The organism is Adhaeribacter aerolatus (assembly GCF_007991635.1).
Taxonomy (GTDB): domain Bacteria; phylum Bacteroidota; class Bacteroidia; order Cytophagales; family Hymenobacteraceae; genus Adhaeribacter; species Adhaeribacter aerolatus.
Genome location: NZ_BJYS01000012.1, coordinates 57,337 through 72,769, shown reverse-complemented (window position 1 = coordinate 72,769; position 15,433 = coordinate 57,337). Strand labels below are relative to the sequence as shown.

Here is a 15,433-nt window from a genome sequence, read left to right as displayed (position 1 = left end):
TAGTAAGGTTTTAAGTTTATTTTGCCTGGTCTATTTCCTGAATTAGTGCTTCAATACTCTGCATAAATGCCTGCCGGGTTTCTGGGTTTTGTAATGCAGATTTCAAAATCTTGTTAGTTCTGAGTTGCTTGGCAATTTTCTCGTAGGTATCTTGTTGAGTTTTGGTTTCGGTAAGAAAATTACTTTGCGAAATCAAACCTTCTTTCCCAAAGTCACCTAAGTTATTAAACTTCATTTCTTCATTAACCGGTTTCCCTTCGGCGGTTTCAAACCCAACTTTTGCAGTGGGCTTAAAATACTGAAATACTTCATCTACTGTTTTTAAGCCAGTTATTGGCTCAGGTTTAGTAGGTTTTGTGGTTAATTGCTGTACCAACAAAGTTCTGTTAGATGATATTTGAGAGATGGCCTCAAATGACTGTTGCGGGACTAGTTGCCCTCCAATTTCTACTTGATTCATATTTATTTTCTTTTTGTATTTTTTATATGATAATGATTATTCAGGCTGCAGAATGGCTTCCTTCTCTGTTTCAACTTCCCACACCAATTCTTGATTTTCTTTAATTTTTAAGGTTAAATGTGAACCTCTGCCAACCTTACCGGCAATAATCATTCGGGAAATTGGTCTGCGCAATTGGTTGCGGATTACCCCGGTTAAAGGCCGCGCGCCATACCTTGGATTGAACCCAGCCAGTGCCAAAGACTGTCTGGCCTCATCCGAAATACTTAAAGTTATGCCCTGCTTGGTAAGGGTATCTATCAGTTTTTTAAGGTGGATATTAAATATTTTAACCACATTCGATTCGGTAATGGGGGCAAACGGTACTATCTCGGTTACCCGGGCCAGAAATTCTGGCCGGAAGTGCCGGCTCATAATTTCCATCAACTCACCGGAAGCCGGCAGTTCTCCTTCTTCAAAGCGTTCTACAATAAAGTTGCTGCCAATATTTGAAGTAAATAAAATAACGGCGTTAGAGAAATCACCTTCTTTGCCCAGCCGGTCATGCAATTTGCCTTCGTCCAGAATCTGTAAGAAAACATCAAATACAGATGGATGGGCTTTCTCTACTTCATCGAAAAGCAGCACGGCATAAGGCTTTTCCCGGATTTTATTTACCAACAATCCACCTTCTTTATACCCTACATAACCCGGAGGCGCTCCATACAAGAGGGCTGCGGAATGCTCTTCCTTAAATTCAGACATATCAAAACGAATCATAGCAGTTTCGTCGTTGAAGAGGAAATCGGCTAAGGATTTAGCCAGTTCGGTTTTACCGGTTCCGGTAGGTCCCAGGAAAAAGAAAGAACCAATCGGTTGACCCGGTTTAGTAAGTCCTGAGCGAGATTCCAGGATGGCTTCCGAAATCACTTTTATGGCCTGATCCTGCCCAATTACCCGTTGCTGTAAGATTTCTTCCATACCCAGGAGTTTGTCGCGTTCTTTTGTTTGAATTTTCCCGAGCGGAATACCTGTTTTATGCGCTACAACTGCTGCCAGGTCAATTTTATCTACCTGGCCTTTTTTATTCAGTGAAAGGGTTTGCAAAAGGTCCAGCGTATTAGTTAAATGAGCAAACAGTGCCTCAGGGGTATCCAGCTCTTCGTCGCTGTCGGCTTCTTCTAACTGGCTAAGCAGAATGGGACTGATGCGGTTGTTAAGTTCCCGGTTAAACCAGCGTAAATCTGCCATAGCCAGGAGGCCTTCATTAAGAGAAACAAGCTTATCCTTTAAGCTCGCCAGTTCTTTTGCAGAAGTTTCATCAGCCATTCGGATTGCAGCCATGGTCCGATCCAGCAAATCAATAGCAGCATCCGGCAAGCGTCTGTCCTTTACATAGCGCCGGGCCAGGGTAACGGCTTCTTCTGCAGCACCATCAGCTACAGCAATGTTATGGTGTTGCTCATAAAAAGGAATAAGGGTTTGCAGCATCCGGGTTGCCGTAACTACATCGGGTTCCTCCACCCGGAGTACTTCAAAGCGCCGATTAAATGCCTGCTCGGGCTCTATAAATTCCCGGTACTCATCGTTGGTAGTGGCACCTATTACGGTAATCTCACCACGGGCCAATTCGGGTTTAAGCAGGTTAGCAGCACCTGACCCTACCGGACCTGAACTATCCAGAAACGTATGAATTTCGTCAATGAACAGGATAGCTTTATCTAACGCTTTTAGTTCTTTGATAATACTTTTCAAACGGTCTTCTACTTCACCTTTGTAAGATGCACCTGCTACCAAAGCACCCGTGTCCAACTCATACAAAAAAGATTTTTGCAGATGGGTTGGTACATTGTCAGCAATAATGCTTAGTGCAAATCCATCTACGAGTGCGGTCTTTCCAACTCCCGGTTCTCCTACAATCAGAACATTAGGCTTGGTGCGCCGGCCTAGTATTTCAATCATCATGCGGGTTTCCCGGTCCCGGCCAATAATGGGATCAATCTTTCCCTCTTTGGCCAGAGATGTTTTGTCTATGCAAAATTTATGTAAGGATTTGGCACCTGCCTTCTCCTGGCCATTTGCACCCATAGTCCCATTCTTGCTATTCGCTATAGTTGCAACGGCTTCCTGTATTAAAGCATTTTCAACCGAAGTGTCCAGAATATCGTCAGCCGTTAAGGGAAAAGTTTTGAGTTGCTCTTTGGTAAAAGCTACATTAGGTTTACTTAAAGCGGCTAATACACAAAGCGGATCAAGGTTATCCTGGCCTAACTTAAGCCTGATGGTATCGGCTTCGTCCAAAACAGCAACTATCCGGTCGTCTCCTGTTGGGTCACTAACTCCTCTGCTTGCTTTAGGATAGTTCTCAATCCGCACTTCTGCCCATTCCCGGAGATAAGGCACCTCTTTATCAATCGACTTTAAAAATTTAGTTACACCAATTTCTTCATGCAGTAAAGCCCGTAATAAATGCGCAGGGGAGAAGTTAGCGTGTTGGTATTCACGCGCAATTGATTGGGCTATCTGGATAGAGCGATTTAGCTCACTGGTAAAGATTGATGTTTGTGCCATTTTTAATTATATTTTTCTCCTTAAAACAGAATCTTTTATTTCTAAATATTTTTTTAGAAAGTAGAGGAATATTAACTTTTTTAAGCCTGTAAACACCTATTATGCAGTTTTTTAATGGTGTTCTATTTGTAAGTAAAGATTTTTGACTTTACCTGTTGCGTCTTCTTCCATTGGGTCCTTAATCCTCAGGTTTTTAATGCTGTTATCATTTAAAAGGAGGCTTAAGAATTCAGTAACATTGTATTGTTGGATTATTGTCTCACCAATTTGGTTGTAGATTATAGCATCTTTGGCAAACATTTTAGCTGCCTCGTTCCTCCATTTTTTTCTGTCGGTGGTTGAAAAGCTTTTTGAATTTACTGCTTTCAGGTAATCTCCTAGAGTTTCGGGTTTATCAAAAGAAGGAGCTTTTTTTCCAGTTTTGTTCTTGGTTTTAGTAGAACCTTTTTCTTCCTTAGTCGAAGTCTTAGCAACTTTAGTTGTTTCAGTAGCTTTTTTTCTTGGGTCTGTAGGTGGTTTTGGATTCTCTATTCCATCCACAACTTCTTTCTTCAGAGTATCTGATGAGGTTAGAATTACGGCTTGGATTTTGGTACCAATACTATCCAGAGGCTCTTGATACCCAACAATAGGACCTTTACCTGGTGAAGCCACTTTCGATTTAATAACTGATTTAGAATTAAGCGCTTTAAGGTTAGGATAAAACAAGGCGGCAGCAATAATAAATAAGATAACTGCTGTATAAAAAGCAGGCTTTAGATTGGTTTTGTCTTTAACATCGGGTACATCAATAGTTTTGTGTGGAGCAAAGCTGCCGTAAGGTCTCCAGGAGTCATTTTCCAGAAAATAAATCCCTTCCTGCTCCAATTGCTTAGCCGTAGGGCGGTGTTCCCAATCAAGAGATAAACAAGCTTTTATTATATTATTAAGGATGCGGGAGAAAGTGGGGGGTAAGTCTGGTACTTCGGCACCCTGCAGTAAACCTAAACCCCCATTACCCATCCAGGGTACTTCGCCGGTGCATAACTCATATAAAGTAACGCCTAAAGAAAAAATATCACCTGCCTCATTGCATATAGGGCGCGCTGCAAATCTTTCCGGGGGAGCATAGGCAAGCGCCATGGCCTGTTTGTGGCCAGTAACTTTTCTTAAGGTGTTACGGGTACGGCTGCTGATACCAAAATCTGTTAGCTTATAGCTACCTTCATTTGTAACTAGTACATTATCTGGTTTAATATCCTGGTGTAAAACAGCAGATTGACGGGTATGCAAATAATCCAGCGCACTCCCAACCTGTTTCATTAACAAAGCAATTTCAGTTTCAGAAAAAGAACCTTTCTCATAGAGTAACCGGCTCAGTGATCCTTTTTCCATGTAGGGCATCACCAGGAAAGGTATGCCATTGTAAATGTCAAATCGGTACACTTGCATTAAGTGCTGGTGATCAAGGGAGCGGATAGTTATATACTCATTCTTGAATTGCTTAATGCCAATTTCATCCATTCCACTTTCCGGAGCATAAATCTTTATAGCTTCAATAACGCCGTCAGCCATTAAGTCTTCTGTTTTCCATACCTCCGAGAAGCCACCACGCCCAATCAACTCCTTTAATAGGTAGTGTCCCGCAAAAGTGTCATTTGGTTGAAGGGTAGGCATTATTTTATATGATTATTAAAAGGTACTAAAAGGGAAGCTTTTTACCTGCAAATATACAATTGCAATTTTCCCATATAATTTAAAGCAATTTACAGATGTGAAAAATTAATAGCTATACCTAGTTCTAGGTATTTTTAATATTTTTATTAAAATTTATAAAATACCTAGAACTAGGTATTTTAAATCCCCCAGAAGAAATTTACCTTTATAAATTATACATGAGCTATAAATATTTATAATTAATAAATACCTCCAAAATACCCGATATTCCTAAGACCGAAAGAAGAGTAGTGGCAAAAATGGAATCTGAGCTAATTTCTTTAATAAAGTAAAACAACTTCTAACCAAGGCTGCTTTTATAAAGAATCATGTCACAAGTTTTAGAATTACTTGGTCAGGAAATCGAAGTAAGATTATAGAGGAATTATAATACAACTGAGCGAATATTTAGCTTAAAGCCTGAACTCATAACTTTCCAAATTTGGTGGAAAGCAATGGTAAATAATAGTAGTACTTGCCGGAATGGAGATTGACTCAGATATGCAAATAGCTACAGATACCCAAATCAATGCAGAGGAATAGACTTCTGCTGCAAAATCAAACGTGAAAACTTTAAATTATTATGCTTAAAAATTTACTTTTAATTATAGTCAACATAGTTCTGTCAGGAGCTAACCTAATGGCCCAGGATGTGCTGTATTTTGTTGATGGCACTAAACAACTATGCAAAATTACAGCCGTCGATGATCAGAAATTAAGTTACAAAAATATCGATAATTTGGATGGACCGACTTATACGAAAGCCTACAACCAGCTTTTACTTGCTTTTAAAGATAACGGAAAGTATCTGGCCGTTACAGATAAAAGTTATATTTATTCATCTGATCCAAGCGAGTTCCTAACTAATTCTGCAAGCAGAAGAAGTGACATTCTAATTACCAACAAGGATGAGGTCATTACCGGTAGTATCCTTACTCTGGAGGGTGAAAAACTTAATTATAAAAAAGCAGATAATAACAGCGAGTTAGTAGCTACGATAGATAAAAGCAGCCTAGCGGCTGTCATTTACAAAAATGGTAAGCATCAACTTTTTATGAACCCCGCAGAGGCGGTTGTAAAATTAGCATTAGTAAAAGAAAAAGTAGATAAACTAACAAAAGCAACTAATGATTCGACTAAAAGTTCAGTAACGGCACCTTCGGGTAAAAAAGACCTTTCTAAGGCTGATATAGAACGGTTTCAGTACAAAGCTAAGGAAAAAACTGACCGCTTAGGAACCTATTTGGCCTTGATAGCAGACAAAGCTACCGAAAGAGCCGAAGCTAACAAGGCGGTAGATGCAGCCTGTGGATTGTTCTTATCCGATTCCTCCAGGATTACCGTCTCTAATGTGAACAATAATAAAAAGGTAAAACATACAGTAAGGAATTATTTAAAACGACTTCGGCTGCTACCTTATGATGAGGTGGTAGTAACCTGGACGAACGTGGGTTATGTAACTAATCTAAAAAAGGGACCAGATGGCAATTATTATGGTTCAGTAACTTTTCAACAAGTATTTGAAGGCTATACGGATGGTAAGCCTCTTTATCGGGATGTAACGCAAAAAAGTGTACAAGTGGTTTTAAAAATGTACGATTGGATTGAAGAGGGGGAAAAAAAACAACTTTGGGATGTATTTTTATCAGATGTTGGGGTTGAGGAAACTAGAAATTAAATAGTACATGAAAGCAATCATACTAATTATTTCTTTGCTCGCTATACATGTTTGTAAGGCGCAGAACTACCAACTTAACGAAGACGAACGGTTTGTATACCAGGTAAAGCAGTTAGATGAACTTATAGAACGCTTTAATGGGGAAGACAAAACTTTAGTAAAGGAATACATAAATAAATCTAACCCTGAAGCCAAAGTAGATAGAACAACCTTAATTAAGACACTATTTAATTCACAGAAAAAGAACTGGAATCTCGTTGATGTTAAAGCTTTTATAACTTATGTTAATGATAAAAGCCATCCGGTTTATTTAAATTTTGAAGATGATGCTTGGTTTGCAGAAGCCAAATGTTCTGTGCTTTATAAAGGTAAAAGTGAAAAGATACACTTAATACTAAAAGTGCAAAAAGAAAAGAACGATGCATTAAAATGGGTTTTTGTAAGTGCGAAATCAGGGTTTATGCCTAAATCATTAACATTTAGCGAGTTTTTGCTCCCTGCACCGGAAAATACTACCAGCAATATTAACCCTATTAGCCACACCACAGATTTTATGAGTTTAGACATTGCTCTAAACGATAAGAACAATTTAATAAACTACATTGCCCGGGACTGTAGAAGTGGTGACTTGTTACATTTTCTTCAGGAAATGGACAGTAAAAATGTGATCTTTGAACAGGTAGATTCCATTACTTACCATTTTTTACAAATAGACGGTTGGGGATTTACTGTTCAAAAATTCAGGAGACCAATGAAAAATTCTGGCTGGCTGGTTAATAGCCTTACCAAAATGGATCAGAAAGCAAAGGAAAGTTATTTAATATCAGTACTTAATATAAGCAGGTAAAATGAAGAAGGTTTTTATTATCGTGATGAGTTTTTTACTTGGAATTGCAGGTAGTTCTCAGGCACAGAAATTTGATCCAAAAGAAAATGATCAGATTGTGTACCAAGCAGAGGCATTAATCAGGAATTATGAAGATTTACTAAATGCAATCACCAGTGCTGGATTAGGTGGAAAAGAAATCCAAAAAATAATACTTGCCAGTTATTCTGATGATAATGATGGTAGACAGTTCTGGGATAGTAATGTTATAATTGAAGATGATGTTATTCCGGAAAAGGCAATAGCTGATGCAGCAGCAGATTTACCAGTTGATAAATATCTCCAGAATTTGGACCTGGTATATACTAAAAGCGAGGAGCCTTCCATTTCCTTAATAAATATTAATGCTTCACCAGTAAAGCAGAAGGACTATTATTATGTGGTAGTGTTTTTCGACAGCTTCTTTAAGAATAACCATAAAAAAAGTAAAGCCCCCTATAAAAAAGTGCGCAGGACAGCAGAGGTTAGAGTTGAGAAATTAGATGAGAAGTGGAACCCTTATATTGTTGGTATCCGATATTTTGATAAACAGGATTCAATAAATGAAACGGAATTTAATGTTCCATTAGCAGAGCGAAAAATAAGACCTACTGGCAAACAGAATGAAATAGATTATACTGAAACTATACAGGAAGCCGAAAAAGCTTTCGCTAATGAAAATTATGAGGTAGCACAAAAAGGTTTTGAAAAAGCCTTGAATATAAGGCCTAATAGCAATCACCCACTTCGGAGGCTTAATGAAATAAAAAATAAAGATTGGTACACTTTTTATTATACCAAAGCAGCAAAGGCTAAACAATTCCGGAACTATGATGAAGCCGTAAGCTATTATAAGAAGGCAAGGGAGGTAAAAATAGGGGATATTGGTATTCGGAGTGATATAGATAAAACCCTGGAAGAACTTAGTATTAATATTCGAAACCGGGATCTATTTGAAAATAATATTAAAGCCGGTAAGTATGATGATTTAATAAAAGACCTTAACAAGCGGCTAAAAGATAAAAGTTTACCTAAATTTTTAGAAGCAGAAATGCACTATTATTTGGGGAAAAGTTACGAAGCTAAGAACGACACCAAAGATGCATTAAAAGAATACACAGAAGCAATTCAACACGATGGCAACTATGAGCAAGCCTTGGTAAAAAGAGCAGACATGAATACCACGCTTTCTCATTCAGCAGGTAAAAAGGATGAGAAACAAAAGCATTTGCAGGAAGCCCATGCCGATTTATCGCTGGTAATAACTAATAATCCTGAAGTTACGGACTTTTATATTAAACGGGCAGAAGTTAGGGCCTATTTAGATAATCATAAAGAGGCTTTAGTAGATTATGAAAAGGCGATAGATGTTGAACCGGAAAATGCTAACCTGTTCCTTAAGAAGGCTATGTACCATTTGGATAAGAAAGTACCGGAATTTGAGGATGGCTATGCCGCTTTAAACAGAGCAATAGAATTGGAGCCTGCTTTTGCCGAAGCTTATTACCGGAGGGGTATGGTTGAGTATTCTTATTACAAGAAAATTACGAACGCCGCTGATGATTTTAAAAAAGCAAAAAGCCACAATTTAAATCAGATTCATAAAAATTCAATAGACTTTTTAAGTAAAAACGCTTATCAAGAGGGGTTAACTTTATACAAAACCAAAAATTACGCGAATGCTGCTAAGAAATTTGAGGAGGCATCAATCATCAGTCCGGATAACTCTGATGCTTTTTTTATGAAAGGCGAGGCTCAATTTGAGCAAAAGGACTTTGCTGGTGCAGTTACTAGCTATACAGAAGCCTTGAATATAAATAAGGAATTGTTTTTAGCATTTTATAAACGAGGAGAAGCTTATTACCATTCAGGTGAATTTCAGAAGGCTTTAGTTGAGTTTGAAGAAGTAATTAATAAAATTAAGTTTGAAGAAGCAGTTAAGAGAGCTCCTTTTAATGCTTCCCTTCTGATTGATGCTTATATTGGTAAAGGCAAATCTCAGCAAGCCCTTGGTAATTATTCTGAAGCTATTGCCACTAATGAGAATACCATTAAGCTTGTAAAAAAATCGGGTAAAAAGATTTCTAATGGTACTAGTTCTTCTACATCTACGTCAACCACAACATCCTCAACACCAGGCACTAGTGCCCCGCCCAGTATAAATAAAGCCCCGTATATTTCTGTTATACAATTTGATGAAAAAAATAAAATGGCGGAATTATATAATAATGCGGGCAGATGTAGGTATAAAATAAAAAATTACAAACTTGCAACGAAAAACCTTGATGAGGCAATAGATTACCAGAAAAGAAACAGTAATGCCTATTATAATAGGGGCGTTGTTTACTACAATCTTCGTGATTATAAAAATGCTATTAATGATTTCTCATCAAACCTTAAATATGGTAACAAAAGCTCAATTGATTATTTTATAAGAGCTCAAACCTACCAAATGGCGAATAAACATACCGAAGCTATAATGGATTATCGGGAAGCCATCAAGTTAGACTCCAGCCTTCATGATGCTACTTATTTAAGTGGTAAGAGTTTAACTAAACTAAATAGGCACCAGGAAGCACTTGTATATTTTGGTAATTATGAGAATAAAGTACAGCCAAATAAGCTTAATAGTAACTTTTATGCCGATAGGGGAATAATTAGACTTAAAATAAAAGATTATACTGGAGCAAAAACTGATTTAGAAAAGGCTTTAGAGTTAGACTCCGGAAATGCCGAAGCAATCTATGGATTAGGATGCCTATATGCACTGGAAAATAACATAGAAAAAGCTATCCCTGAATTTGAAAGAGCCTTTAAAAGCAAGAGTATAAGTAGAGATAGAGTTCGGGAAGATACACCTGTATTACTTACCTCTATTGCTAATGAAAAAAGATTCAAGTCTTTGTTGAAGGGTATAGATAAAAAGAATGTTGCCGTTAATACATACGGAGCCTTCTATGAGCCGGATGAAACTGCCCGGTTAATTCCTCCGGTTTCTTCTTCTAAATAGTCGTATTCTAAGGTATTTTAATTGTAAATATTAACGATTATGAAGCGCTTCTTTCATTTGATTATCTTCCTGCTTTTGAGTATAAGTGCCCTAGCACAGGAAATAAGACCTGACACTATTTATCAAAAGGACTTGACTAAAATAGAGGTTAAAGTAGTTGAGGTTACCGATAGTTTAGTGCTCTACCAGGTTTTAGAAGAAATTAATGCACCTGTTAACCGCTTGAATCGGGATCTCATAATTAAAATTGTTTATGGTAACGGCGTTGTAGAAGTATTCTCATCTTCAGAAGTGGAAAAACTAAAGGTGGATAAAATTACGCAAGAAAATAAAGATAGTGTAGTTCTTAAACAGAAAGAAATTACAAGTGAAAATAAAAAGGTAGTTAGTAATAAAATTAAAAAGCCAACCAGGAGTAAAAGGCAATCAATAGTTAAAGCCAACCAAAAGGTAGGAGAGCAATTAAGTAAACAAGTAGAAAAAGAAGAAAAAAAACCGCAACTGATTATTGCTAAGACAGACTCAGTGCAGCCGCTACTAGTTAAGCATAAAGTTAAAGAGAAGAAGAATAAGTATCGTCCCCGAGCTATCTTAAGTTTAGCAGCTGAAAAATCTAAAATGCTTACCGGGGCATTGGAGGAGGAAACGATTAGTAATTATGATGAAGGTTATGGTGGTTTGCTACAATTTCAATATAACGTTTCAAATCGGATGGGATTAAAACTGAGTTCTGGATATATGCAGTGGAGCAGAAAAGACAGTGTCAACCCAACACAATCCACAGTTAGTACATTCAGGACAATGCCATTAATGTTAGGAATCAAACATTATTATAACCGAGTAGTTTACCTAACATTGGAAGGTGGAGTTGCAGCGCAAAAAACATCAATCAAAACATTTGAAAACGAATTAAAGAACAAAAATTGGCAGTTACATACTTCAGATTATACTTTTCAGCCTAGCGCGGCTTTAAGTTTAGGTGCCGAAGTAAAAATAACAAAACTGGTACTAGATGTTTCCCCTTATTTTCAATGGCTGTATACGGAAGGTACTGAGTATGGAACTTATTATGCTGGTTTAAGAGTGGGTATTGGACTAGCTATGGGTAAGCGAAAAGATTGGTGATTTTTAATTTGGTCCAGAAGTACAGCCTTTTAAAATGTTTTAGCTCAATGAAACTTGCACCATTTTTGGTTAGTATTTGTTAAAATAGTACTAGATATTATTTTATTCCTTCACTTACAAGATTTATTAGAATATTTAAAACTTAGAGCAATATTATCTTTTTTAAGGAGCTCTCTTTTACCCATCCATTCTTATTTTTTGCCCAACTTACCTTGTACCATCCATCAAAATTGTCTTGTAATTTGACAGTTTCTCCTTCATTTAAGGTAAGAATAGTTTTTGCATTGAAACTTGGTGCATTTTTTACAATTAGTTTTGGTGCAATTACCACTGCTCTGTTTATGTTAATACGAAAATAGTATTGAAGGCAAGCCGCTGTGAGAGCAAAAATGGATATAAATAAAAATCCAAAACCAACTTGTTTTATCCGAAAGTTCTTAATTCGTAAATAAAGAGTCATCAAGCATAGACCAAACACTAATAAATTTATTCCCACAATTGCAAATTCATCGATTGTAAAAGTAAATAAAAGTGATTTTAAAAAAAAAGTTATAACATCATCTTGCATATTTTGAGAGCTTTTCTTGACTTTATTTTTTACAGCTGTGGAATTTTCTAGAATTTGTGGATTATTAGTCTTAAGAATAATAGCTGTTTCATAGTTTAAAACTGCTAAGCCGATTTTATTCTCTTGCATGTAAGATGTGCCAAGATTGTTATAGAGTTCTGCAGATTCATAACCTTGGGCATGGATTTCTTCAAAAATACTAATAGCCTTTTTAGTGCTTCCTCTTTTTAGCTCCTCAACTCCCTTATTATATAAGGATTCTTGTCCTTGGGCATGTGCAAAGGGTATAAAGGAAGCTACTATCAATACAAAGAAGTAAGTTTTTTTATTATGCAGGCTCATGTAGTCACTTTTTCAATTGATTCTAAAATAAATTCTGTTTTGTGGCAGAGTTGCTTAATGTCGTCTTTTCTAGCTTCCTGCGCATATGAAGCTTCGTAGCAACGTGAAAGTACTTCTTGAAGTTGATTGACAACCGGTAAGGCAATGTTGCGTTGCAGCAGCATTGTTTTTGCTTCCTTAGTTGTTGATATTACTTTTTCCATTTCTAACCGAGCAGATAGGTAAGTCAGGATGAGGATGCTTAGCTGAGTATAAGCTACATCACTATTGTCATTTTTAATACTTTTTAATCCATAACCAGCCAATTTTATGGCTTCTCTTTTTCGTTGTAGAAGAGGATTAGCTGCTATTCTTTGCACATATTTTGAATATGCATATGCGGTTCCGTAGAAAATAAAAGAAATTAAAATTATAATGAAAAAAGAGAAGGAACCAAAGAATTTGATTTTTCTCTTATAAAGAGTTGTTCCTTCTATTATTAAACTGGTATTATTTTTGGTATTCTGGTAAATACTATTAGTTAGGGTTGTTTTGGCTTGTGAAAAAGAGTTTTTACTTCCTTTTACTTTTATTTCATGTTTAGCAGAAGAAAGCGTCACATACTTTCCTTCTTCACTATCAAAATACGTAAACTGTAAAGAAGGAATGACAAAATTGCCAGTGTCATTTGGTACGAGTTTGTATTTAAACAGATGGTTTGTGGCAGGGCCCTTTGGAGTTAATTTTCTGTCGAACGTTATGGTTGGTTGATAAACTTCTAATTGTGTAGGTAAGTCAAGATCAGGTGGAGTAATATTAGAGGCGTTTCCTCTTCCGGCAATATTTATTTGGTAATTAATAGAGTTTCCCAAAGCAACCTGGCTTTTTTCTACCGAAGTGTTAATGTTGAACTTCCCTATAGCTTTAGCTATACTTTGCTTTAAATTTGGCAATGGTAGGACATTTACCTGTACAGGCTCTGAGAATAAAGTGTATTCTTGGTACTTCTCCACTGGAAAAAAATCATCAGGGTCGGGTGGAAGTTCCATGTTAAGAAGCACAGTCAATGGCTCAAGTATAAGCTTACCTGGCTTATCAGTTGTGAGAACTACTTGCTTTAAAAATTTTACCCTATAATTCCTTCCTCTGAATTGCTCTTGTTTAAAGTTGAGTGGTCTATTTATTTCTTCTGCACTAAGACCTCTAAATAATGGGGCAGAAACGACTTTAGCATCCTTTACAGATGTACTTAATAAAAGCTTGTAATTAACCGTAAAGGGTTCTCCTGCGAAAACCTGTTTCTTTGCCGGAACACAAAGTAAAAATGCATCATTACCTCTATAAAGCTCCTGTTGTACTTCCCTAACTTTAACAATATTTACACCTGCGTATTGCTTAAATGGTTGTAGCAGTAAGAGAAATCCAGAAAATAGAGCAATATTTCTTATTTTCATTTTCTACCAGTCTTTAATTACTTTTGCTTTACTCATGGTGCTGTATTTGCGCTTCATTTTATCATGAATACTCCGCTCATTAGCATCAAGCGCTTTTAGCATTTGTTCAATGTTTTCTTGTTGTTGGTTCTGTTGTTCTTGTTGCGCCTGGTTTAATTTGGTGCTCTCTTCATTTCTGGCTTCACTGCTTTTAGTAAGTTCTTCTTCCGGGTTACCCGAAGTTTTACCAGCCGTTCCCTTCTCTTTCGGATGATTTCCCTGGTTCTTCTCTGATAACAACTTTATTACATACGCTAGGTTGTATCTGGCTGCATTATCGAATGGGTTTAATTTTAGAGCCTTTTTTAATGCAAATTTACTTTCCGGGAGTCTGCCAATTTTTAAATATATGGTACCCATATTGTAAAAAGTTCTTGCTTTTAGCATGATTGGTATTTCAGGAGGATTGGAGAGTCGATGATATTGGTTTAATGCTTCTGCAAACCGCTCTTGGCGATACAATGTGTTAGCCAGATTAAATCTGGCCTGATAGAGAGTTGGTTGCTTTATCAGCGCTCTCTTATAGTTAACTTCAGCATCATCAAGTAGTCCATCTTTATCTTGCCGCAGCGCTTTTCTAGCCAGACCCCTGGCAGTATTGGTAGTGGGTAGTTGAAAAAGGTTAATAATTAGAAAGAATATTAGAAATTTTATCATTATGATTGGTGTAATTTATATTTCCCTTCACTTATTATAATTTCTATAAGAAGTAAAACCAATGCTAAACCCAAAAGCCATTGGAATAGTGATTGGTAATGCCGGAATGTGTTTGATGCAGCATAAGTACTTTCAATCTCCTTAACTGCAGTAGTTATAAAATTTACCCCATCTATGGTGTGAAGTATGGACTTATATTGCCCCCCGGTTTTACTTGCTAATAGTTTTAATGATTGATCTTTTAATGAAGTGTAAACTATTTTTCCATCCTGATCTTTTTTCAAAACAGACCTGCCATTTGCCTGACGTACAGGGATAGGGCTTCCTGAAAGTGTACCTAGACCAAGTGTGAATATTTTGAAACCCTTGTTTACTGTACTGTCCAAAATAGCATTCGGAATAGTTAAATGATCTTCACCATCGGACAATAGGAAAATATAGTTGCTCCCAAAATTTTTTTTAGCTTTAAAACGGATAGCCATTTCAATGGCTTCTTTTAAAGAGGAGCCAGGTATAGGTAACATATTGGTATTAACACCGTGTAAAGCATTTTTTATGCTTTCATGATCCGAAGTAAAGGGAACCAGTGGATAGGCTATACCAGAATATACCACTATGGCTATTTGGCTTTTAGTTAGTTCATTTACAGCTTTGGAAACAATGTACTTTGCTTTCTCCAACCTATTGGGTGGAATATCCTCCGCGAGCATACTTAAGGAAACATCTAATACAAAAATGACATTAGCTCCTACAGTTTCAGTTCTTAGTTGTGACGCTATGATCTTAGGCCCAGCAAGCGCAAGTAAAAGAAAAGCAATCGCCGCTAATTTCAAATGAAGTTTTGTTAATTGCCTTTTAGTGGAGTAACCAATTAGGAGATTGTTTACCATATTGGGTTCACCAAATTTTTTCATTATTCTTTTTCTCCAAACCAAATGATATGCGTAGAGAGTATAAATTGCCGGAATAAGCAGCATCCCAAACAGGAGCCATGGGTTTTCAAGTATCATC

The 15,433-nt window shown here is 36.8% G+C and carries 11 protein-coding genes; 4 read left to right on the top strand and 7 right to left on the bottom strand.

The annotated features are described in order from the left end of the window. Positions 1 to 16: 16 nt before the first annotated feature. From AAE02nite_RS09260 to AAE02nite_RS09250, 3 genes are all read right to left on the bottom strand, one after another. Complete coding sequence (locus tag AAE02nite_RS09260) at positions 17 to 460, bottom strand: hypothetical protein (RefSeq protein WP_146897438.1); 444 nt, start codon at positions 458 to 460, stop codon at positions 17 to 19. Positions 461 to 496: 36 nt separating this feature from the next. After that, entirely contained in the window at positions 497 to 3,010 is a 2,514-nt protein-coding gene (locus AAE02nite_RS09255; protein ID WP_146897437.1) for an ATP-dependent Clp protease ATP-binding subunit, read from the bottom strand. Positions 3,011 to 3,121: 111 nt separating this feature from the next. Further along, positions 3,122 to 4,666 (bottom strand): serine/threonine protein kinase, encoded by a 1,545-nt coding sequence (locus AAE02nite_RS09250; RefSeq protein WP_146897436.1) that lies wholly within the window; start codon positions 4,664 to 4,666, stop codon positions 3,122 to 3,124. A 679-nt stretch (positions 4,667 to 5,345) separates the two neighbouring features. Here AAE02nite_RS09250 and AAE02nite_RS09245 point away from each other — a divergent pair. From AAE02nite_RS09245 to AAE02nite_RS09230, 4 genes are read left to right on the top strand one after another with little or no spacing between them, the layout of a single operon-like run. After that, positions 5,346 to 6,383, top strand: a complete 1,038-nt coding sequence (locus tag AAE02nite_RS09245) for a hypothetical protein (RefSeq protein WP_146897435.1) — start codon at positions 5,346 to 5,348, stop codon at positions 6,381 to 6,383. A gap of 7 nt (positions 6,384 to 6,390) precedes the next feature. Next, on the top strand, positions 6,391 to 7,230 hold the full coding sequence (locus tag AAE02nite_RS09240) for a hypothetical protein (RefSeq protein WP_146897434.1): 840 nt from the start codon (positions 6,391 to 6,393) through the stop codon (positions 7,228 to 7,230). Between the two features lies 1 nt (position 7,231). Then, positions 7,232 to 10,258 (top strand): tetratricopeptide repeat protein, encoded by a 3,027-nt coding sequence (locus AAE02nite_RS09235; protein ID WP_146897433.1) that lies wholly within the window; start codon positions 7,232 to 7,234, stop codon positions 10,256 to 10,258. Between the two features lie 39 nt (positions 10,259 to 10,297). Continuing rightward, the gene (locus AAE02nite_RS09230) at positions 10,298 to 11,383 is read left to right on the top strand and encodes a hypothetical protein (protein ID WP_146897432.1); all 1,086 of its coding nucleotides are present in this window, start codon (positions 10,298 to 10,300) and stop codon (positions 11,381 to 11,383) included. 142 nt (positions 11,384 to 11,525) lie between these two features. Here the strand turns inward: AAE02nite_RS09230 and AAE02nite_RS09225 are convergent, their stop codons facing one another. Genes AAE02nite_RS09225 through AAE02nite_RS09210 form a run of 4 tightly spaced genes read right to left on the bottom strand, consistent with a single transcriptional unit; the run spans position 11,526 to position 15,432 of the window. Further along, positions 11,526 to 12,293, bottom strand: a complete 768-nt coding sequence (locus AAE02nite_RS09225) for a tetratricopeptide repeat protein (protein WP_146897431.1) — start codon at positions 12,291 to 12,293, stop codon at positions 11,526 to 11,528. Continuing rightward, the gene (locus AAE02nite_RS09220; RefSeq protein WP_146897430.1) at positions 12,290 to 13,726 is read right to left on the bottom strand and encodes a BatD family protein; all 1,437 of its coding nucleotides are present in this window, start codon (positions 13,724 to 13,726) and stop codon (positions 12,290 to 12,292) included. The genes AAE02nite_RS09225 and AAE02nite_RS09220 overlap by 4 nt, the downstream gene beginning before the upstream one ends. A 3-nt stretch (positions 13,727 to 13,729) precedes the next feature. After that, positions 13,730 to 14,422 (bottom strand): tetratricopeptide repeat protein, encoded by a 693-nt coding sequence (locus AAE02nite_RS09215; RefSeq protein ID WP_146897429.1) that lies wholly within the window; start codon positions 14,420 to 14,422, stop codon positions 13,730 to 13,732. Further along, a complete protein-coding gene (locus AAE02nite_RS09210; protein ID WP_246150912.1) occupies positions 14,422 to 15,432 on the bottom strand; it encodes a vWA domain-containing protein in 1,011 nt (336 codons plus the stop codon). Before AAE02nite_RS09210 ends, AAE02nite_RS09215 begins: the two co-directional genes overlap by 1 nt. Position 15,433 lies beyond the last annotated feature (1 nt).

Bases quoted from the DNA above. Each gene is read 5' to 3' on its own strand.
- AAE02nite_RS09260 (WP_146897438.1), bottom strand. From the start codon at position 460: ATGAATCAAGTAGAAATTGGAGGGCAACTAGTCCCGCAACAGTCATTT.
- AAE02nite_RS09255 (WP_146897437.1), bottom strand. From the start codon at position 3,010: ATGGCACAAACATCAATCTTTACCAGTGAGCTAAATCGCTCTATCCAG.
- AAE02nite_RS09250 (WP_146897436.1), bottom strand. From the start codon at position 4,666: ATGCCTACCCTTCAACCAAATGACACTTTTGCGGGACACTACCTATTA.
- AAE02nite_RS09245 (WP_146897435.1), top strand. From the start codon at position 5,346: ATGGCCCAGGATGTGCTGTATTTTGTTGATGGCACTAAACAACTATGC.
- AAE02nite_RS09240 (WP_146897434.1), top strand. From the start codon at position 6,391: ATGAAAGCAATCATACTAATTATTTCTTTGCTCGCTATACATGTTTGT.
- AAE02nite_RS09235 (WP_146897433.1), top strand. From the start codon at position 7,232: ATGAAGAAGGTTTTTATTATCGTGATGAGTTTTTTACTTGGAATTGCA.
- AAE02nite_RS09230 (WP_146897432.1), top strand. From the start codon at position 10,298: ATGAAGCGCTTCTTTCATTTGATTATCTTCCTGCTTTTGAGTATAAGT.
- AAE02nite_RS09225 (WP_146897431.1), bottom strand. From the start codon at position 12,293: ATGAGCCTGCATAATAAAAAAACTTACTTCTTTGTATTGATAGTAGCT.
- AAE02nite_RS09220 (WP_146897430.1), bottom strand. From the start codon at position 13,726: ATGAAAATAAGAAATATTGCTCTATTTTCTGGATTTCTCTTACTGCTA.
- AAE02nite_RS09215 (WP_146897429.1), bottom strand. From the start codon at position 14,422: ATGATAAAATTTCTAATATTCTTTCTAATTATTAACCTTTTTCAACTA.
- AAE02nite_RS09210 (WP_246150912.1), bottom strand. From the start codon at position 15,432: ATGATACTTGAAAACCCATGGCTCCTGTTTGGGATGCTGCTTATTCCG.